14 protein-coding genes and 8 tRNA genes are annotated in these 19259 nt (G+C 64.0%); 5 read left to right on the top strand and 17 right to left on the bottom strand.

Features of this window, described 5'->3' with window-relative positions:
* Positions 1-5 precede the first annotated feature (5 nt).
* Both gloB and ACCQ16_RS05245 read left to right on the top strand, forming a co-directional pair.
* Positions 6-773: a hydroxyacylglutathione hydrolase gene (gloB, locus tag ACCQ16_RS05250; protein ID WP_372380222.1), complete on the top strand. Its 768-nt coding sequence runs from the start codon at positions 6-8 to the stop codon at positions 771-773.
* Positions 770-1948, top strand: coding sequence for a lytic transglycosylase domain-containing protein (locus ACCQ16_RS05245; protein WP_008575009.1), 1179 nt, complete (start codon positions 770-772; stop codon positions 1946-1948). Before gloB ends, ACCQ16_RS05245 begins: the two co-directional genes overlap by 4 nt.
* A gap of 697 nt (positions 1949-2645) precedes the next feature.
* On the opposite strand, the gene ACCQ16_RS05240 is transcribed toward ACCQ16_RS05245, so the two are convergent.
* The 10 genes from ACCQ16_RS05240 to ACCQ16_RS05195 all read right to left on the bottom strand — a co-directional run bounded on the left by ACCQ16_RS05240 (position 2646) and on the right by ACCQ16_RS05195 (position 12066).
* On the bottom strand, positions 2646-4616 hold the full coding sequence (locus ACCQ16_RS05240; RefSeq protein ID WP_277573182.1) for a peptidyl-prolyl cis-trans isomerase: 1971 nt from the start codon (positions 4614-4616) through the stop codon (positions 2646-2648).
* 276 nt (positions 4617-4892) lie between these two features.
* Positions 4893-4969: transfer RNA gene (locus ACCQ16_RS05235), tRNA-Asp, on the bottom strand.
* 94 nt (positions 4970-5063) lie between these two features.
* Positions 5064-5140 (bottom strand) — tRNA-Asp (locus ACCQ16_RS05230).
* A 28-nt stretch (positions 5141-5168) separates the two neighbouring features.
* A tRNA-Val gene (locus ACCQ16_RS05225) sits at positions 5169-5243 on the bottom strand.
* 11 nt (positions 5244-5254) lie between these two features.
* Positions 5255-5527, bottom strand: coding sequence for a non-specific DNA-binding protein Hbs (hbs, locus tag ACCQ16_RS05220; protein WP_002806049.1), 273 nt, complete (start codon positions 5525-5527; stop codon positions 5255-5257).
* A 213-nt stretch (positions 5528-5740) separates the two neighbouring features.
* Entirely contained in the window at positions 5741-8212 is a 2472-nt protein-coding gene (lon, locus tag ACCQ16_RS05215; protein ID WP_127167994.1) for an endopeptidase La, read from the bottom strand.
* Positions 8213-8356: 144 nt separating this feature from the next.
* Complete coding sequence (clpX, locus tag ACCQ16_RS05210; protein ID WP_003483788.1) at positions 8357-9643, bottom strand: ATP-dependent Clp protease ATP-binding subunit ClpX; 1287 nt, start codon at positions 9641-9643, stop codon at positions 8357-8359.
* A 125-nt stretch (positions 9644-9768) separates the two neighbouring features.
* Positions 9769-10395: an ATP-dependent Clp endopeptidase proteolytic subunit ClpP gene (clpP, locus tag ACCQ16_RS05205; protein ID WP_002806026.1), complete on the bottom strand. Its 627-nt coding sequence runs from the start codon at positions 10393-10395 to the stop codon at positions 9769-9771.
* A 92-nt stretch (positions 10396-10487) separates the two neighbouring features.
* Complete coding sequence (gene tig, locus ACCQ16_RS05200) at positions 10488-11780, bottom strand: trigger factor (protein ID WP_005913863.1); 1293 nt, start codon at positions 11778-11780, stop codon at positions 10488-10490.
* Positions 11781-11981: 201 nt separating this feature from the next.
* Positions 11982-12066, bottom strand: a tRNA-Leu gene (locus tag ACCQ16_RS05195).
* A gap of 248 nt (positions 12067-12314) precedes the next feature.
* On the opposite strand from ACCQ16_RS05195, the gene ACCQ16_RS05190 reads away from it, so the two are divergent.
* Entirely contained in the window at positions 12315-13583 is a 1269-nt protein-coding gene (locus ACCQ16_RS05190; RefSeq protein ID WP_277573180.1) for a PAS domain-containing sensor histidine kinase, read from the top strand.
* A gap of 391 nt (positions 13584-13974) precedes the next feature.
* On the opposite strand, the gene ACCQ16_RS05185 is transcribed toward ACCQ16_RS05190, so the two are convergent.
* The 4 genes from ACCQ16_RS05185 to ACCQ16_RS05170 form a co-directional block, all read right to left on the bottom strand.
* A tRNA-Lys gene (locus ACCQ16_RS05185) sits at positions 13975-14050 on the bottom strand.
* Between the two features lie 93 nt (positions 14051-14143).
* Positions 14144-14220 (bottom strand) — tRNA-His (locus ACCQ16_RS05180).
* Between the two features lie 32 nt (positions 14221-14252).
* Positions 14253-14329: transfer RNA gene (locus ACCQ16_RS05175), tRNA-Arg, on the bottom strand.
* Between the two features lie 42 nt (positions 14330-14371).
* Positions 14372-14448, bottom strand: a tRNA-Pro gene (locus ACCQ16_RS05170).
* Positions 14449-14598: 150 nt separating this feature from the next.
* On the opposite strand from ACCQ16_RS05170, the gene ACCQ16_RS05165 reads away from it, so the two are divergent.
* Positions 14599-15360: a Bax inhibitor-1/YccA family protein gene (locus tag ACCQ16_RS05165; protein WP_008575005.1), complete on the top strand. Its 762-nt coding sequence runs from the start codon at positions 14599-14601 to the stop codon at positions 15358-15360.
* A gap of 134 nt (positions 15361-15494) precedes the next feature.
* Here the strand turns inward: ACCQ16_RS05165 and ACCQ16_RS05160 are convergent, their stop codons facing one another.
* The 3 genes from ACCQ16_RS05160 to grxC all read right to left on the bottom strand — a co-directional run bounded on the left by ACCQ16_RS05160 (position 15495) and on the right by grxC (position 17429).
* Positions 15495-16502, bottom strand: a complete 1008-nt coding sequence (locus ACCQ16_RS05160) for an isocitrate dehydrogenase (RefSeq protein WP_008575004.1) — start codon at positions 16500-16502, stop codon at positions 15495-15497.
* 226 nt (positions 16503-16728) lie between these two features.
* Positions 16729-17124: a carboxymuconolactone decarboxylase family protein gene (locus ACCQ16_RS05155; protein WP_008575003.1), complete on the bottom strand. Its 396-nt coding sequence runs from the start codon at positions 17122-17124 to the stop codon at positions 16729-16731.
* The gene (gene grxC / locus ACCQ16_RS05150) at positions 17121-17429 is read right to left on the bottom strand and encodes a glutaredoxin 3 (RefSeq protein WP_017158114.1); all 309 of its coding nucleotides are present in this window, start codon (positions 17427-17429) and stop codon (positions 17121-17123) included. The genes ACCQ16_RS05155 and grxC overlap by 4 nt, the downstream gene beginning before the upstream one ends.
* A gap of 149 nt (positions 17430-17578) precedes the next feature.
* Between grxC and ACCQ16_RS05145 the strand changes: the two genes are divergently transcribed.
* Positions 17579-19225 (top strand): M48 family metalloprotease, encoded by a 1647-nt coding sequence (locus tag ACCQ16_RS05145; RefSeq protein ID WP_033837401.1) that lies wholly within the window; start codon positions 17579-17581, stop codon positions 19223-19225.
* The last annotated feature ends 34 nt before the right edge of the window (positions 19226-19259 follow it).

The raw sequence follows: 19259 nt of genomic DNA, 5'->3' as shown, positions 1-19259 counted from the left end.
ATTCTATGCGACTGATCGCCCTGCCCGCATTCGACGACAACTACATCTGGGCGCTGATCGCTGCAGATGGCCGCGCCATCATTGTCGACCCCGGTCAGGCCGAGCCGGTCCTGGCTGCCGCGCAGCACCAGGGCCTGGTGCCGAGCGCCGTCCTGCTCACCCACCACCACGGCGACCATATCGGCGGCGTTGCCGAGCTCCAGCAGCGCTGGCCGAACCTGGCGTTGTTCGGCCCGGCCGACGAACGCATCCAGGCCCACGCGCATCAGGTAGGCCAGGGCGAGCGCCTGCGCCTGCTCGATGTCGAGTTCCAGGTGCTCCAGGTGCCCGGCCACACCCGCAGCCACATCGCCTTCGTCGCTGACGGCTACCTGTTCAGCGGTGATACCCTGTTCAGCCTAGGCTGTGGGCGGATGTTCGAAGGTACCGCTCCCCAGATGTTCGACTCGTTGCAGCGCCTGGCCTCCCTGCCTGGCGAAACGCTTGTGTGTTGCGGCCACGAATACACCTTGGCCAATGCGGCCTTCGCGCTGCACGTCGATCCCACCAACGCTGCCTTGCAGCGCCGTCAACAGGAAGCCCAGGCCATGCGTCATGCAGCCCGTCCTACCCTGCCGATTTCGCTCAAGAGTGAACTGGCCACCAATCCGTTCTTACGCACCGGCCGCCCCGAGATCCGCGCTGCAGTGGCACCGCGCGCAGCCGGCGAGCTTTCCTCTGAAGTCGATGTTTTCGCCGAACTTCGGCGCTGGAAAGACGAATTTCGCGCATGAGGCGCCTGGTTTTGACAGTGCTGGCCGTCTGTTCGGCCATCGCACCGGCAGCCGCATCGCCCAATGACGCAAGCTCCGCCCCCGCCAGTAGCCAGACCGCGCAAGCCAGCGCGCCAAGCCTCCGCAACGGGCGCGAGATTTTTTCGGCCTTCCTCGACGGTCGCGCCGACCCGGGCTGCGACAGCGCCCATAGCGATGCCCGCTGGGAACAGCATTTTTCGCGCGCCCCGGCACGTCTGGCAGACGATGCGCAGGATGTCCTGCCGTTATTCGGTTATGTCGTCGACGAGTTGCGTAAGGCCGACATGCCGACCGAATTTGCGCTGATCCCGTTCGTGGAAAGCGGCTACCGCCCCGGGGCCCGCAACGGCAGCGGCCCTGCCGGCCTGTGGCAGTTCATCGCGACCACCGCGCGCAACCACCAGGTGCCGGTCGGTGCGCAATACGACGGACGCCTGTCGGCAGTGGACTCCACCACTGCGGCGGTGCGCTATCTCAAAACCCTTTACGGCATGTTCGGCGGAGACTGGCGCCTGGCCCTGATGGCCTACAACGCCGGCGAGTACCGCGTGCTGCAGGCAATGCGCAGCGCCGGGATGAACGCGCAAAACGCACGCCCCTCCGAATTGCCGGGCATGTCCAAGGTTACCTACGACTATGTGGAGAAACTGCACGCACTTGCCTGCGTGCTGGATCACGCGCAACAGCAGGGCAACCTGCTGACGTCGCTGGATCGCCAGGTGCCCGTCCTCACCGAACATGCGTTGCCGGCAGGCACCAGCCTCAACGCCTGGGCCGGACAGCGCGCGATCGAGCCGCAACTGCTCGCGCGCCTGAATCCCGCCCTCGCTGGCGCGCGCGCTGCGCCGCGCGGCGTGCACGTGCTTGCGCCGCTTGCGCCGCCGCAGCCCGGTGCAAATAGCGCCATGGTCGCCTCTGCCGAGGTGGGAACTGGCGCCGCCAGCAGCACTCCCGCACCGACCGCCGTTGCCTCTGCAGCCAGCAAAGCGTCGACCTCGCCAGCACGTACCCACACCGTGCGCAATGGCGAATCGGCCTGGGCGATCGCACGCCGCTATGGCATCACCGTGACGACGCTGCTCGCCACCAATGGCCTGGACAAAAGCGCCATTCTGAAGCCTGGCATGGTGCTGTCGTTCGACGACTCGCCCTAAAGTGACGCGCCAAGGTGCGACGCACCTTGGACGTTGTCGTGGGCACAGGCAGGCAGTAGGCGGTAGGCGGTAGGCGGTAGGCGGTAGGCGGTAGGCGGTAGGCGGTAGGCGGTAGGCGGTAGGCGGCATGATCGCGCCGATCCTGAACTTCGCTCACCAACCCAGCCTTCTCGTCAGGCCGCTTCGGTCGCGAAAGATGGATCTTGAGCGTTGCCGGGGTGCAAAGGCACAGTTAGCGTCTGCTGCGCGTCGCGCCGGGGAATCGACTTGGCGCTGTACGTGCGAGCCGAGCTCCGGCAAAACTCGAAGCTTGCAGGCCTCTCTGCAATGCGCGCCACGACGTTAGCGGTGCTCCCCGGCGAGTCAATACGCCGAGCCATTCAGCTGACCCGGCCACCGGAGATCATCAGCGGGACACCTGGCATGTCTGTCAGGAGCGCTCCCGGCGCGCGCCGTCGCCCAATCGAGCGTCAGCGACGACTGCCAGATCGTCAGGCGACTAGCCGACAACCGGCGATTGGCGCCCAGGAATCGCAGCTCCCGGCAGCCATGCAGCGCGCAGACACCGCCGGCAAATCGATATGCGCCGCGTAAGATCGACGGCGACTGCGCGCCAGCCGGCCGGTGTTCTCCACGACAAACGCCCAAAGAAAAAGCCCGGTTGCCCGGGCTTTTCTCACCAATCGATTATCCAGCCTTACAGCTGGGCTTCTTCGATCTGGATCTTGTAGCGCTTGCGCATTTCCTTGACGTAAGCCTGCGCAGCGTTGTTTCCGTCGATCTGGCTCAACTGCTCGCGCAGCATCGTCTGCTGCTCGGCCGGCATCTGCTTCAGATCGCCCGGCGTCGCCTTGCTGATGACAAAGACAGCAAAGCGCCCGCCATCCAGCTCCACCTTGCCAACCGACGGCTTGCCTTCGGTCGGTCGCGGCGCGCTGAAGATCGCACGGTTCGCAGCCGGGGTCGGGATCGGTGCCGTCCGCGGTAGCCCCGGGATCGGCTGCACCTGCAGCTTCTCGCTGGCGGCCAGCGCCTGCAGCGTCTCACCCTTCTGCAAGCGTGCCAGCAAGGCATCGGCAGCAGCCGCGGCGGCCTTCTCGGCACGGTCCGCACGGATTGCCGCGGTCACCTTGTCGCGCACCTTGTCCAACGGCAAGGCCTGTTCGGCGGTGTGGTTGGTGACACGCAACACCACGCTATGGTTCGGCGCGATGGTGATGGGATCGCTCACCGTACCGTCCTGCACCAGCGTTTCTGAGAACGCCGCGCGCAGCACAGCCGGGTTGGCAGCAACACCGCTGGCATCACTGCGCGAGAACGGTCCCAAGGTCTGCACCGGCAAGCCGACCTGCTTGGCCGCCGGCTCCAGTGCGGTGGGGTTCTTGTAAACCTGGTCCACCAACTTGCCACTGACATCGGCAAAGGCCTTGTCTGCGTCAGCCTTGAGCTGCTCGGCCGCCAGTTGGTCGCGCACCTGCTCGAACGACTTGCCCTGGCCGCCCTTGACCTCACGCAGCTGGATCACGTGGTAGCCGAATTCGCTCTTGATCGGGCCGACTACCTCGCCAGCCTTCATCGAGAACAGCGCGTCCTCGAACGGCTTGACCATCGTGCCCTTCTCCACCCAGCCCAGGTCGCCGCCGGCATCCTTGGAGCCGGGGTCCTGCGAATTGGCTTTGGCCAGCGCAGCAAAGTCGGCACCCGGCTGCTTGGCCTCGGCAGCGAGCTTGGCAGCCTTTGCCTCGGCAGCCTTTTGCGCGGCGGCATCGGCGCCGGCGCTGATCAGGATGTGCGACGCAAGACGCTGCTCCGGCTCGACGAAACGTGCCTTCTCGTCTTCATAGCGCTTGCGCAGCGTGGCCTCGTCGGCCGCAGTGGCTGGCGGCATCGTGGCGGCGTTGAGCTCCACGTATTCGATCATCACGGTTTCCGGCTGACGGAAATCCTGCGCGTGCCCGTCGTACCACTGCTTGATCTGCGCATCGCTCACCGGCGCGGTATCTGCGGCCGGTGGCGGCAGCATCGCCAGCTCCACATCGCGCGTTTCGCCCATCAGCTTGAGCAGGCGCTCGAACTCGGACTTGGTGGCAAAGCCGGACTCCGCCACCGCCTGCGGGATGACCGACTGCTGCAGGCTATCGCGCACCAGCGCATCGAACTGCGCTGGCGTGCGCGGCGGCGTGCCCTGCGCGAGTGCGGCGCGGTACTGGTCGGGACTGAACTTGCCATCGACCTGGAATGCGGGAATGTTGGAGATGTAATCGCGCACAGTCGCATCGCCGATGACGATTCCAGCGTCTTCCGCCCCCAATCGCACCACCTGTTCGTCGACCAGTTGGTCGAGCACCTGCAGCTTGTTTTCGCGGGACTCGAAGGTGCGCGGATCGAATTTCTCGCCCTGACGCTGACGCTCCTGCATGCGCGCCTGCTCAAAGCGCGCGCGGAAATCCTGCGTGCTGATTTCATGGTGCTGCCACAGCAAAGAGACCGGCCACCACGACGGTGCCGATTTCCACCAGGTCGGCGGCGCCTGCACCTTGGCCACGTTGTTGGCGCCAATGCCGCCGAGGTAGCTGTTGTCGATGACGAACAGGAACGGAATCATCAGCAACCCCAGGATGGCGGTAGCGATCCAGCCTGACGTCTTGTCGCGAAGTTTCTGCAGCATTGGCAAATCACGGCCTGTGGGCGAGCCGCGCAGTGTAACGCGCTTGACGCCAGGCACCCAGCCCAATGCCCGTGACGATGGCGTCGTGCGCATTCATCGGTCCAGGGCGAACGGCGCCAGCTCGGGCCAGATACCCGAGTACCTTCAGACGCAGCAGAACGCGCCGCTGCCGGATGCGCTGCAATACGCCGCACCGGCATGCCTGCATGGACCCACACCCATCAACCGACATCCAAAAAAAAAGCCCCCGGCACAGGGCCGAGGGCTTTGTATAACTGGCGGAGCGGACGGGACTCGAACCCGCGACCTCCGGCGTGACAGGCCAGCATTCTAACCAGCTGAACTACCGCTCCGCTTTAAACTTGAACATCTGCCCCCACCCCATTCGCATGACGAATTTCGTGGAGAAAACGAAGCCCCCAATTGCTCAGGGGCTTCGCGTGTAACTGGCGGAGCGGACGGGACTCGAACCCGCGACCTCCGGCGTGACAGGCCAGCATTCTAACCAGCTGAACTACCGCTCCGCGCTTGAAACATTTGCCTGGTGCTTAATGGTGGGTGCTGAGGGTTTCGAACCCCCGACCCTCTCCGTGTAAGGGAGACGCTCTACCGCTGAGCTAAGCACCCTAGCGAGTCGATTAGTTTACTGCATCCTTCAGGGCTTTACCAGCCTTGAATGCAGGATTCTTCGAAGCAGCGATCTTGATGCTGTCGCCGGTCTTCGGATTGCGGCCGGTGCGCTCGGCGCGCTCGCGGACCTGGAAGGTACCGAAGCCAACGAGGGTGACGGCGTCGCCCTTCTTCAGTGCCTTGGTGATTTCGCTCACAACCGCGTCAACAGCACGGCCAGCTTCAGCCTTGGAGATGTCAGCGGCAGCGGCAACGCCATCGATCAATTCGGTTTTATTCATTCTTGAAACTCCCTTTGCGGCAGATGCCGCGGAATCGACAATCGGCGCTCTTGCCGTAAGCGAAGAACCCGACACAAGTGGTATCGCATGACGCATCACATTTGCCGCGCCCACGAGTCGTGCATTTATACCAGCGCCCCCAACAGCACGCAAGCCAAAACCCAATAACGACGCGGGTTTTGGCTTGTTTTGGCGAGGCTCAGACAGCCCTCGTTAGTGCTTGACGCGGGTACCCGGCGTGCTACGCGACTTGCCGCGCACGGTCACGCGCGAGGCCGCCTTGCGTGCCTTTTCCTTGCCGGCCTTCTTCGGTGTGAGCGGACGTTCCAACGCCAGATCGAGCACCTCGTCGATCCACTTCACCGGCACGATCTTCAGATCGCGGGTCACGTTCGGCGGGATGTCGGCCAGATCCTTGCGGTTCTCGTCGGGGATCAGCACGGTGCGGATGCCGCCACGCAGGGCCGCCAGCAACTTCTCCTTCAAGCCACCGATTGCCGATACCCGTCCGCGCAGGGTGATCTCGCCGGTCATCGCCACGTCGGCGCGGATCGGCACCCGGGTCAGTATCGACACCAGCGAGGTCACCATCGCGATACCTGCGCTTGGACCGTCTTTGGGCGTGGCGCCGTCGGGCACATGCACATGCACGTCCTGCTTCTGCAGGAAATCCACATCGATGCCAAGCCGCTCGGCGCGCGAACGCACCACCGATAATGCAGCCGATGCCGATTCTTTCATGACATTGCCGAGCTGGCCGGTGAGGATCAGGTTGCCCTTGCCCGGCACCAAGGTGGACTCGACTTGCAGCAGTTCGCCGCCGACTTCGGTCCATGCCAGACCCGTGACCAGACCGATCTCGTTTTCTTCTTCGGCACGGCCGAAGTCGAAGCGACGCACGCCCAGATACTTGTCGAGATTCTTCGCGTTGACGGTGACCAGTGCCTTCGGCCTGCCCTTCTTGGCAACCGCCTTTTTTGCCGCCGGCTGCGGACCTGCGAGCGCAATCTCCTTGACCACCTTGCGGCAGATCTTGGCCACTTCGCGTTCGAGATTACGCACACCCGACTCACGCGTGTAGTAGCGCACGATGTCCTGGATCGCATCGCTGGCGATTTCGATCTCTTCCGGCTTCAGGCCGTTGGCCTTGATCTGCTTGGGCACCAGGTAGCGCGTGGCGATGTTGAGCTTCTCGTCCTCGGTGTAGCCGGGGATGCGGATCACTTCCATGCGGTCCAGCAACGGACCCGGAATATTGAGCGAGTTGGAGGTGGCGACGAACATCACCTCCGACAGGTCCAGGTCGACTTCCAGATAGTGGTCGTTGAACGAGTTGTTCTGCTCCGGATCGAGCACCTCCAGCAACGCCGACGACGGGTCGCCACGGAAGTCCATCGACATCTTGTCGATCTCGTCCAGCAGGAACAGCGGGTTCTTGCTGCCGACCTTGTTGAGGTTCTGCACCAGGCGGCCCGGCATCGAACCGACATAGGTCCGGCGGTGGCCCCGAATTTCGGCCTCGTCACGAATGCCGCCCAGGCTCATGCGCACGAACTTGCGGTTGGTCGCCTTGGCGATCGACTGCCCGAGCGAGGTCTTGCCCACGCCCGGCGGCCCGACCAGGCACAGGATCGGGCCCTTCATCTGCTTCACGCGCGACTGCACGGCCAAGTACTCGAGGATGCGTTCCTTGACCTTGTCCAGGCCGTAGTGATCGGCGTCCAGCGTGTCTTCGGCAACCTTGAGGTCCTTGCGCACCTTGGTGCGCTTTTTCCACGGCACGCCCAGCAGCCAGTCCAGGTAGTTGCGCACCACGGCCGCCTCGGCGGACATCGGCGACATCTGCTTGAGTTTGTTGAGCTCGGCCTTGGCCTTGGTTTCGACCGGCTTGGGCATGCCCGCCTCGGCGATCTTGCGCGCCAGCTCTTCCAGCTCGCCGGGCGCATCGTCCAGGTCGCCCAGTTCCTTCTGGATCGCCTTCATCTGCTCGTTGAGGTAGTACTCGCGCTGGCTCTTTTCCATCTGCGACTTCACGCGGCCGCGGATGCGCTTTTCCAGCTGCTGCACGTCGATTTCGCCATCGACCAGGCCGACCAGCAATTCCAGCCGCTCGCCGATGTCGGTGATCTCCAGCAGGCGCTGCTTGTCGGCCAGACGCACACCGATGTGGGCGGCGATGGTGTCGGCCAGGCGGCCCGGCTCATCGATGCCGGCCAAGGTCTGCAGCAGCTCCGGCGGCAGCTTGCGATTGGTCTTGACGTACTGTTCGAACAGCGACATCAGCGACCGCGCAATCGCTTCCACCTCGCGCGGCTCACGCGCATCGCTGGCTTCGATTTCGGTGCCCTGCCCCTGCAACGCGCCGTCCTGCTCGACCACCTTGTCCACGGTGACCCGCGACAGACCTTCGACCAGCACCTTGATGGTGCCATCGGGGAGCTTGAGCAATTGCAGCACCTGCGCCAGGGTGCCGACGGTATACAGATCGCCGGCAGCCGGGTCGTCGGTCTCGGCCGACTTTTGCGCAACGAGCAGGATGCGCTTGTCCGCCTCCATCGCTTTTTCCAGCGCACGCATCGACTTGTCGCGGCCGACGAACAGCGGGATCACCATGTGCGGAAACACCACCACGTCGCGCAGCGGCAACACTGGCAGATCGAGAATTTCTGGTTGGGACTGGGCCATGGGGCACTCCGCAGGAATGGGGGTTTTTGGGGCAGTAAAAAGCCGATGGCCCCGTTATGGGGCCATCGGCGAGGTGTTGCAAGTAGCGTTCGGAAAGCGGTTATCCGCCAGCGAGGCCGAGGCCTGGCGAGGCGGCCAACGGACTCAGTCTCCGGACGCAGCCTTGGCGGGCGCCGGTTGCGCCTGGTAGATCAGATACGGCTCGGATTTATGCTCGATCACCGACTCGTCCACCACGACCTTGCTGACATTTTCCTGCGACGGCAGCTCGTACATCGTGTCCAGCAGCACCGATTCGACGATGGTGCGCAGGCCGCGGGCGCCGGTCTTGCGCTTGAGCGCCTTCTTGGCGATCGCAGACAGGGCATCGGGGCGGAACTCCAGCTCCACGCCTTCCATGTCGAACAGCTTCTTGAACTGCTTGGTGATGGCGTTCTTGGGCTCGGTCAGGATCTTGATCAGCGCCGGCTCGTCCAGCTCTTCCAGCGTGGCGACCACCGGCAGACGGCCGACGAACTCGGGAATCAGGCCGAACTTGATCAGATCTTCCGGCTCGACTTCGGCCAGGATCTTGCCCACTTCCTGCTTGCGCTCGCTGCTCTTGACCTTGGCGCCGAAGCCAATGCCGCCGGCATCGTTGGAACGCTGCTGAATCACCTTGTCCAGCCCAGCGAACGCGCCGCCGCAGATGAACAGGATGTTCTTGGTGTCCACCTGCAGGAATTCCTGCTGCGGATGCTTGCGGCCACCCTGCGGCGGCACCGAGGCAACCGTGCCCTCGATCAGCTTCAACAGCGCCTGCTGCACGCCTTCGCCGGACACATCACGGGTGATCGACGGGTTCTCGCTCTTGCGCGAGATCTTGTCGATTTCGTCGATGTAGACGATACCCTGCTGCGCCTTTTCGACGTCGTAATCGCACTTCTGCAACAGCTTCTGGATGATGTTTTCCACGTCCTCGCCGACATAGCCGGCTTCGGTAAGCGTGGTGGCATCGGCGATCGTGAACGGCACATTGAGCAGGCGCGCCAGCGTTTCGGCCAGCAGCGTCTTGCCCGAACCGGTCGGGCCGACCAGCAGGATGTTGGATTTCGCCAGCTCGACGTCATCGTTCTTGCTGCGGCTCTCGATACGCTTGTAGTGGTTGTACACCGCTACGGCGAGCGTGCGCTTGGCGCGCAACTGCCCGATCACGTATTGATCTAGCACCTCGAGAATCTCGCGCGGCTTGGGCAGGCTGGAACGTGCCGACTGCGCCTTCTCTTCGAGTTCCTCGCGGATGATGTCGTTGCACAGCTCAACGCACTCATCGCAGATGAATACGCTGGGACCGGCAATCAGCTTACGGACTTCATGCTGACTCTTACCGCAGAACGAGCAGTAGAGAATCTTGTTGCTGTCGCCGGAACGACCTTGGCGGTCTTCGCTCATGCTTCTGTTACCCAGTTACCCCACCCGATGCACGGGGGTTCGATTTCGAGAATAGCACAGGGTCGGGAGGACATTCGCCCCGCCCGACCCTGCCGGTTTTTCCTAAAATTTCAGTGGCTTGACGATCAAGAGGGCTGGATCGACTCTTCCGGACGACGCTCGAGCACCTGATCCACCAAGCCGTAGGCCTGCGCATCGACCGCGCTCTTGAAGTTGTCGCGTTCGGTGTCGCGCGCGATGGTCTCCAGCGATTGGCCGGTGTGCTTGGCCAGGATCTCGTTCAAGCGCGAACGCAGGGTCAGGATCTCGCGCGCGTGGATGTCGATATCGGTCGCCTGGCCCTGGAAGCCACCCAGCGGCTGATGGATCATCACGCGCGAATTCGGCAGCGCATAACGCTTGCCCGCCGCACCCGACGCCAGCAGCAATGCGCCCATCGAGGCGGCCTGGCCGACGCAGATGGTGCTGACGTCCGGCTTGATGTACTGCATGGTGTCGTAGATGGCCATGCCGGCGGTGACCACGCCACCGGGCGAATTGATGTAGATGCTGATGTCCTTTTCCGGGTTGTCCGCTTCCAGGAACAGCAGCTGGGCCACGATCACGTTGGCCATATGGTCGTCGATCGGACCGACCAGGAAGATCAGACGCTCCTTCAGCAGACGCGAGTAGATGTCGTACGCACGCTCGCCACGGCTGGTCTGCTCGACCACCATGGGCACCAGGTTCAGGGCTTTGGTCACAATGCTCATCAGTCTTCCCGTTGTGGCAGCGGCCTGTGCCGCTGCCCGTGTTCGAAATCCGCACCCCAGACTGCGGGCGCGGTTCTTCTCTTACTGCCGGATCAGACGCGGATGGCGTCCTGGAACGACAGCGACTGCTCGGTGTGCTGGGCGCGCTCGGCGATCCAGTCGATCACCTGCTCTTCCATCACGCGGCTCTGCAGCCCGTTCATCAGTTGGGGGTCGTTGCGGTACATCTCAATGACCTGTTCCGGCTCTTCGTAGGTCGAAGCGATCAGACGCAGCGTTTCGCTGACGCGCTTGGATTCCAGGCGCAATTCGTTGCGGCGCGCCACCTCGCCCACGAGCAGGCCGACCAGCACGCGCTTGGCGGCGGCATCCATGAATCCTTGGTGCGCGTCCGCCGGCACCTGACCCGGATCGCGACCGCTGCGGCGGACCTGCTCGACCTGCTGGGCCAGCATCGAACGCGCTTCGTTCTCGACCAGGCGCGGCGGCATTTCGACATGCGCGTAGGCGGCAATCAGCTGCTCGCCCACTTCGCGACGCAGGCGGTTCATCAGCGCACCCTTGAGCTCACGCTCCAGGTTGGTACGGATATCGGCGCGGAACTGCTCGGCATCGCCACTCTTCACGCCAAAGCTCTTGATGAACTCCTTGTCCACTGCCGGCAACACCGGCTCGGAGACTTCGACCGCCTTGACGTGCACCTGCACGGTCTTGCCGGCCAGCTGTGGCACGCGCCATTCGGCGGGGAAATCGACGGTCAGGGTCTTTTCTTCACCCTTGGTGAGGCCTTCCAGGCCCTTTTCGATCTGGTCGAACATCACGCCCGAACCCAGCACGCTGCTGCCGGTCTCCACGCCTTCGGCGGGCAGACGCTCGTCGCCGGCCTGCGACCAGGTCTCCAGCGCCACCAGGTCGCCGACCTGCGCACCGCGCTCGACCGGATTCCAGGTGCGGCGCTGCAGGCGCAGGTTTTCGATCATCTGGTCGATGTCGGCATCGGTCACTTCAGCGGTCGCGCGCACCACCGACAGCTTGGTCACGTCGATGTCGCCGAAATCCGGCACCACTTCGAAGGTGGCGACGAAGTCGAAATCGGTCTCGCCCTGATCGATACGCGGGTTGCCGGCCAGGCGCAGCGAATGCTCGCGCACGGCCGAATCGAAGGTCTCGCGCAGCAGGCCTTCCATCGCCTCGGCACGCACCTGCTGACCGAAGCGCTGCTCGATCACCTTGGTCGGCACCTTGCCGGGACGGAAGCCCTTGATGCGCGTGGTCCGCGCAAGCTCGCGCAGGCGGCCACCAACGTGCGTCTCCAGGCGCTCCTGCGGCAGGGTGAAGGTCAGGCGGCGTTCCAGATTGCCGGTGGATTCGATCGATGCTTGCATGTTGACTCCTGCCACCGACAGCGCACAGCGTCGGCACGAGATGGAAGATGCGGGTTGACGGATGGCGAGAATGCCGCCGAGCCTTGTAGTTTCGCCGATAACGGCGGCCGCTGCCAGCGGCATGCGTGCAGCGGCCTCACGGACAGAAGCGACTGGTTTGCAGGAAATGCAGCGGCCGGAACCCACACGGCCGCGCGGCGTTGGTGCGAAAGGGGGGACTCGAACCCCCACGCCTTGCGGCGTCAGAACCTAAATCTGGTGCGTCTACCAATTCCGCCACTTTCGCAATGCCGTAGATGCCCGGCTATTGTTGCAGGGATGCCGGTAAAGAAAAAGCGCTGCGAGGCCTGGGCGCGTGATGACTGCAGTGGGCATGGGCTGCTTGGCGCGGTGACTTGAGGCTTCACGCACTGCAGGGAGGCGGCAGCGGCCAGCCCGCCTGAATCCAGACAAAGCCCATGTTCGCTACCGGCACTTTGCAGCAACCGGATTTGCGAAAATTCCGTTAATTCCATTCCGGGGGCAGCAATTGCAATGACAGACCGATATCGCCAGATCGTGGCACTGTCGCGCGATTGCATCAAAGAGATCGACCTGGATGGGCGAATCACGTCGGTCAACCGCAACGGCCTGGTCGGACTTGGGGCCAGTTCTGCGGATCAGGTTCTTGCCCGCCCCTGGCGCGAGCTGTGGCCACCCGAGGCGGCGGCCACGGTGGATGCAGCCATGGCCGAGGCCGCCAAAGGCGCAACCCGGGAATTCGAGGCCAGCTGCGTGAACCTGGCCGGCGTGCGCCAGACCTGGCAGGTCGTCACCAGCCCATTGTTCGACGAGCTGGGCAAGGTCGAGGCCATCCTGGCGGTCAGCAGGAATGTCTCCGACCGCCGCGCGCTGGAGGCGGCCTTTCACACCCTGGACAGCACCCTGTCGGCAGAACGCGCGTTTTCCACCAGTGCCCTGATGCTGGCGCGCGCGCGCGAAACCTCGCTGTCGACCGAGCTGCACAGCCTGCGCGACTTGCACGAGCGCATCGAAGGCGACCTGGACATCGCGCGCGCCGCGCAGAACGCCGCCGAGAAGATCTCCGAGCAGGCGCAGAAAGGCGAAGCGGTAGGACAACTGCTGGCCGGCGTGGTCCACGACTTGAACAACGTGCTGCAGGCTGCCACATCGGCGATCGACCTGGTCGTGCAGCGCGCGCAGATCGACGCGCACGACGCCAAGTTGCTAAGCGTGGCCGACGCGGCGCTTCAACATGGCTCGGTGATGGCGCAGCGCCTGGTCGGCTTCTCGCGTCAGTACCCCTACAGCCCCGAAGCGGTGGACCTGGCCGAACTGGCAGAACAGCTCAGCCCGTTACTGGAACAGGTGGTCGGCGCAGACCTGCGGTTGCAGCTGCGCACCGCAGAGGGCGGATGCTGCGCGATGGTCGACCGCCACACCGTGGAGCGCGCCATCTTGAACCTGGTGATCAATGCGCGCGATGCCTGCACCAGCGGCGACTGCATCAGTGTGGAAACCGGCGAAACCTTCGTCACCGAGGAGCAGGCGCGACTGGCCAAACCGGCCGGGCACTACATGACCATCGCGGTTGCCGATACCGGGCACGGCATGGACAGCGTGGTGCAGGCGCGGTTATTCGAGGCGTACTTCACCACCAAGCACGCCAATAAGGGCGCTGGCCTGGGATTGGCGCAGGTCTATAGCGCCGTGCGCCAGGCCGGCGGTTTTATAGACGTCTTCTCGGCGCCGGGCCAGGGTGCGCGCTTCGTGCTGGCATTTCCGCGCGTGCAGCGAGGCTAGACGCCTGTTGCGGGTGTTGCACGGACGCGCTTATGAGTGACATGGCTGCTTCCTGCAACTGCTTGCAGATCGCAGAGCACGTCGCGCCAAGCGCTCAGCACAGGCAACGACGGGGTGCAGGAGTGGCGCACGGCGCTACTTCTGGCATCGCCGACGATCTCACCGGGGTTCGATCGCTGACCGCGGCTGCGGCAAGCGCGCTCCAGCCAAGGCATTCGATAGCGAGCGTTGCCCAAGGGCGTTGTAAAGCCATTGGTATCCAGCCGGATCTTGCGCGGGCGACGCCAAACTATCGCGGCCTTGATGCGTTCACAGCAGGCCAACCAGGGCGCCTCTGTTTTCAGTCCGGGAAAAAGAAAAGCACCTAGGCAGACGCCTAAGTGCTTTTATTTGGTGGGCCGTCAAGGATTCGAACCTTGGACCTATTGATTAAGAGTCAACTGCTCTACCAACTGAGCTAACGGCCCTGAAACTGGTCGCACATTGTATGTGCATTTTTGCTTCGTTGCAACACCCTGTGACACATCGGGTCAAACATTCCTGCAATCGCTTGTCATCAGTGGGGTGGCTGAGGGGACTCGAACCCCCGACATCTGGAATCACAATCCAGTACTCTAACCAGCTGAGCTACAGCCACCACTGAAAACCTGCTTCCTACCGTACCGCCGATGGCGCGCCCGACAGGACTCGAACCTGTAACCGCCGGCTTAGAAGGCCGGTGCTCTATCCGGTTGAGCTACGGGCGCCCGGACCGAACTTCGCATTCCCACGCCGTCGAAAGCTCGGAATGGTCGGGGTAGAGGGATTCGAACCCCCGACATCCTGCTCCCAAAGCAGGCGCGCTACCAGACTGCGCTATACCCCGGCGGGACCTTTCAATCCCGAAGGCTCGAAAGGTCGGCTATTTTGGGAATGATTGGCCTCGCTGTCAATCACCCTGTGTAACTTGAACGATCAGCTATCCTCACACCAACGTTCGCCAGTAGGGTGAGCACTATTTTCATGGAGAACATGCATGCGTAGCGGTAACCCTGCCCTTCGGGAATCCACATTCCTCGACTCCGGCTCCGGCTCGATCGTCACCCGCGACGGTCAGGCGATGACCCTCAACGGCACGGTCAACAAGACCGGCGCGTTGTTGCTGATGGCGGTGATCACGGCCGCCTTCGCCTGGTCGCAATCGATCGGGGCCGATGGCATGCCGCTGCCCGTCGCGCGCATCTACATGATCGCCGGCGCGATTGGCGGCCTGGTATTCGCGCTGGCCACCAGCTTCAAGCCGACCTGGGCACCGATCACGGCGCCGCTGTATGCATTGATCGAAGGCTTCTTCCTCGGCTCGATCTCTGCGGTGTACGAAGCGCGCTTCAACGGCATCGTGTTCCAGGCCGTCCTGCTCACCTTTGGCACCCTGTTCGCGCTGCTGTTCGCGTATCGCAGCGGCATGATCAAGGCCACCGAGAACTTCAAGCTGGGCGTGGTCGCAGCCACCGGCGGCATTGCACTGGTGTATCTGGCGACCATCGTGCTGGGCTTGTTCGGTGTGCGCATCCCTTTCATCCACGACTCGGGCCTGATCGGCATCGGCTTCAGCCTGTTCGTGGTGGTGGTGGCAGCACTGAACCTGGTGCTGGACTTCGACTTCATCGAGAGCGGCGTCGAGCACGGTGCGCCCAAGCACATGGAGTGGTACGGCGCATTCGGCCTGATGGTGACGCTGGTGTGGCTGTACATCGAGTTCCTGCGCCTGCTGTCGAAGCTGCAGTCGCGCAATTGAGCGGGGAATCGGGATTGGGGAATCGCAACAGCGTTTCCCCTGCGCTCGATGACCGAGGACGGCTCAGGAGGAATCCCGAGCAAACAGAAAGGGCGCCTAGGCGCCCTTTCTTTTTGTGCAATTTGCCAGTGCGCTCAGAGGCGGCTGGCGATGGCCTTGGCAAAGCCCATGGTGTTACCGGTGCCGCCCAGGTCGGGGGTCAACGAATCCTTGGCTTCCAGGGTAGCGACGATGGCTTCGCGCAGGCGCTCGGCGTTCTGCGGCTGACCGATGTGGTCCAGCATCTGCGCTGCGCCCAGCAGCAGCGCGCACGGGTTGGCCTTGCCCTGCCCTGCGATATCCGGCGCCGAGCCGTGCACGGCTTCGAAGATCGCCGCGTCCAGACCGATGTTGGCACCCGGGGCCAGGCCCAGGCCGCCGACCAGACCGGCGCACAGGTCGGAGATGATGTCGCCGAACAGGTTGGTAGTCACGATGATGTCGAACTGCTCCGGACGCATCACCAGCTGCATGCAGGTGTTGTCGACGATCATTTCCTGGAATTCGATGTCCGGATACTGCGCGGCGACATCGCGAGCCACCTTCAGGAACAGGCCCGAGGTCGACTTGATGATGTTGGCCTTGTGCACGGCGGTGACCTTCTTGCGGCCGGTGCTCTTGGCCAGCTCGAAGGCGTAGCGCACGATGCGCTCGGAGCCCTTGCGGGTGATCCGGGTGCCGGAGAACGCGGTCTCGCCATCCTCGGACACGGTCTGGCCTTCGCTCAGGTACGCGCCTTCGGTGTTTTCGCGGACGGTGATCAGGTCCACGCCGTCGGCGAAACGCGACTTGGTGTTCGGGAACGACTTGGCCGGACGCACGTTGGCGTACAGGTCGAACTTGCGACGCATGGCGACGTTGATCGAGCTGAAACCCTCGCCGACCGGCGTGGTCAGCGGGCTTTTCAACGCCACCTTGTTCTTGCTGATCGACGCCAGAGTGGACTCGGGCAGCAGATCGCCATGCTTTTCCAGGGCGACCAGGCCGGCGTCGGCGTACTCGTAGGTCAGGCCAGCCTGCAGCGCGTCGAGCACGAACAGCGTGGCATCCATGATCTCCGGGCCGATGCCGTCGCCGCGGATGACCGTGATTGTCTGCGTCATAACGTTGGGTTTCCGAACTTGAAGGGGGGAGCGCCAGCCGCGATAACCGGCAGAGCGGCGCAAGGAGGTTTCACGGGCAATTATGCCCGATGCCGGTGAAGGCGCCCAAACCGACCTTGGTCTAAGGGTGCAGGCGCCCGAACGCAACGCGCCGCCTCGGTGGGCGGCGCGTGCGTTACTCGCTTTGACGAACCCCGACCGACGCTTGCGCGCCGCAGCGACCCGTTCAGTCGTGTGCGTGCTGGGCCGGCGCCTGCGCACCGCCTTCGAGCTGGTCCAGGAAATCCACCGCGCGGCGAAGATGCGGGATGACAATGGAGCCGCCGACCACCAGGCCGACCGAGAAGGTTTCGAAGAACTCTTCCCGGGTCACGCCGGCTTCCTTGCACTGGGCCACGTGATAGCTGATGCAGTCGTCGCAGCGCAGCACCATCGAGGCGACCAGGCCGAGCAGTTCCTTGGTCTTCACGTCCAGCGCGCCGGCCTGGTAGGTCTGCGTGTCCAGCGCGAAGAACCGCCGCACCACCTGGTTCGGCTCGGCCAGGATGCGCTGGTTCATGCGCTGGCGGAATTGCGTGAACTCGCGCAGGCGGTCGGCGCTGCCGTCGTCGGGACCACTCATGCCTGGCCGCCCGCGCTGCCGGCCAGCAGCGGCTCGAGCTTGCCGGCACGATGCATGGCCATCATGTCGTCGTAGCCGCCCACGTGGACGTCGCCGACGAAGATCTGCGGCACGCTGGTGCGCTTGGCCAGGGCGATCATCCTGTCGCGTTCGGCCGGATCCAGGTCGATCCGCACTTCGGTCCAGGTCTTGCCCTTGCTCTTGAGGAAGTTCTTGGCCGCCACGCAATACGGGCAGATGGCAGAGGAATACAGGGTGATCTGCGGGCCGGAGGCCGCATCCTGATCGGTATGGTCTTGGCTCACGGGAAACTCCGTGGTTGGTGTGAGGTCTGACACATGGTACCGGGCGACTGGAATTTCCATGTCGTCACCGCAACACTGTGGGTTAACCGATGATTCACGCCTCTGCGCCGGGCTGCCCGCATGCTCCGCACACCACCTGGGAGTTCCACTTGCGCCTGCTACCGCTCGCCACTGCCCTCACGCTGGCCGTCGCCATGGGCGTGGCACCTGCGCAGGAAAGCCGCCTGCCCGATATCGGCTCGTCGGCCGGCGAGTTGCTGACCCCGGCCCGCCAGGCCGAATACGGCCGGATGATGCTGGCCGAGTTGCGCAACTACGACTACGTGCTGGACGACCCGCTGATCACAGACTGGCTGCAGACCATGGGCACCCGGCTGGGCGCCAACAGCGACCAACCGCAGCAGCCGTTTACGTTTTTCATGCTGCGCGACCGCCAGATCAATGCATTCGCCACGCTGGGCGGCTACATCGCCGTCAATGCCGGGCTGGTGTTGACTGCCGAGCGCGAGGACGAAGTGGCGGCGGTGCTGTCGCACGAAATTGCCCACGTCACCCAGCAGCACGTGCTACGTGGAGTGGAGCGAGCGCAGCGCGACCAGATTCCGATCCTGCTCGGCATGCTGGCGGCGGTGGTGGCAGCGCAGCAGGCCGGTGGCAATTCCAAGGGCGACGCCACCATGGCCACCATCACCAGCGCGATGGGGCTGATGCAGCAGCGCCAGATCGACTACACCCGCTCCAACGAATCCGAAGCCGACCGGCTGGGCATCCGCACGTTGGCGCGCAGCGGCTACGACGTGGATGCGATGGCCGGCTTCTTCGAGCGCATGTCGGTGGCGATGCGCGCCAACGAGGGCGGCTACAGCGCGCCGGATTTCCTGCAGACCCATCCGGTGACCGTCACCCGCATCAGCGAGGCCAAGTCGCGCGCCGAACAGATGAAGAAGAACACCGTGGTGTTGACCACCTCGGTGCCGGGCGGGACGCGCCAGGAGCGCGTAGACCCGGCCGACCCGTCGCTGTCGGAGCCGCTCAGTCGCAATGGCAACGCGCTGCTCCCTTACGCGCTGCGGTTGCCGGTGGATGCGCTCAGCCGCGGCGGCGACCAGCAGGGTTTCGATTGGGCCAAGGAACGCCTGCGCGTGCTCAGCGCAGCCACGCCGGATGCGGCCATTCGCGAGTACGAAAACCTTCGCCGCAGCGCCAAACAAGGCTTGAGCGATCCGCAGCGCTATGGCCTGGCGCTGGCGCGGCTGCGCAACAGCGGCGGGCGGCCGGGCGAGCCGGTGGCCGAGCTGACCAGCCTGCTCGAGGCGCATCCGGACAATGTGTGGCTGGCGCTGGGCCTGAGCGAGGCGCAGGCGCGCGTGGGGCCGCGCGAGGCGGCCAATGCCCGCTTCGATGCGCTGCTCAAGCAATTGCCGAACAACCGCGCGGTTGCGCTGACCTATGCCACTGCGCTCAACGAGCAGGCCAGCAAGGAATCCGGCCAGCGCGCGCGCCAGGTGCTGGAACCGTTGTTGCACCGGAGCAGCGACGACCCATTGCTGCAACAGAGCTACGCGCGGGCCTGCGAGCTGTCCGGCGACCCATTGCGCGCCAGCGAAGCGTATGCGGAGGCGGCGTTCTTGAACGGCCGCGCCGAACAGGCCCTGATCCAGCTGGAAGCACTGAAGAAGAAAGATCTCGACTATGTGACACGGGCGCGCGTGGATGCGCGCATCGCCGCGATCACCCCAACCGTGCTGGAGCTGCGTCGCCAGGGGATCCGCGACCCGGATTTGTCCACGCGCTGATCGCCGATGCATTGCCGGCTGTTCACGACGACAG

Source organism: Xanthomonas sp. NCPPB 1062 (assembly GCF_041481705.2).
GTDB classification, from domain to species: domain Bacteria; phylum Pseudomonadota; class Gammaproteobacteria; order Xanthomonadales; family Xanthomonadaceae; genus Xanthomonas; species Xanthomonas euvesicatoria.
The sequence above is the reverse complement of the archived record's forward strand: the minus strand, read 5'-3'. Positions and strand labels throughout refer to the sequence as shown.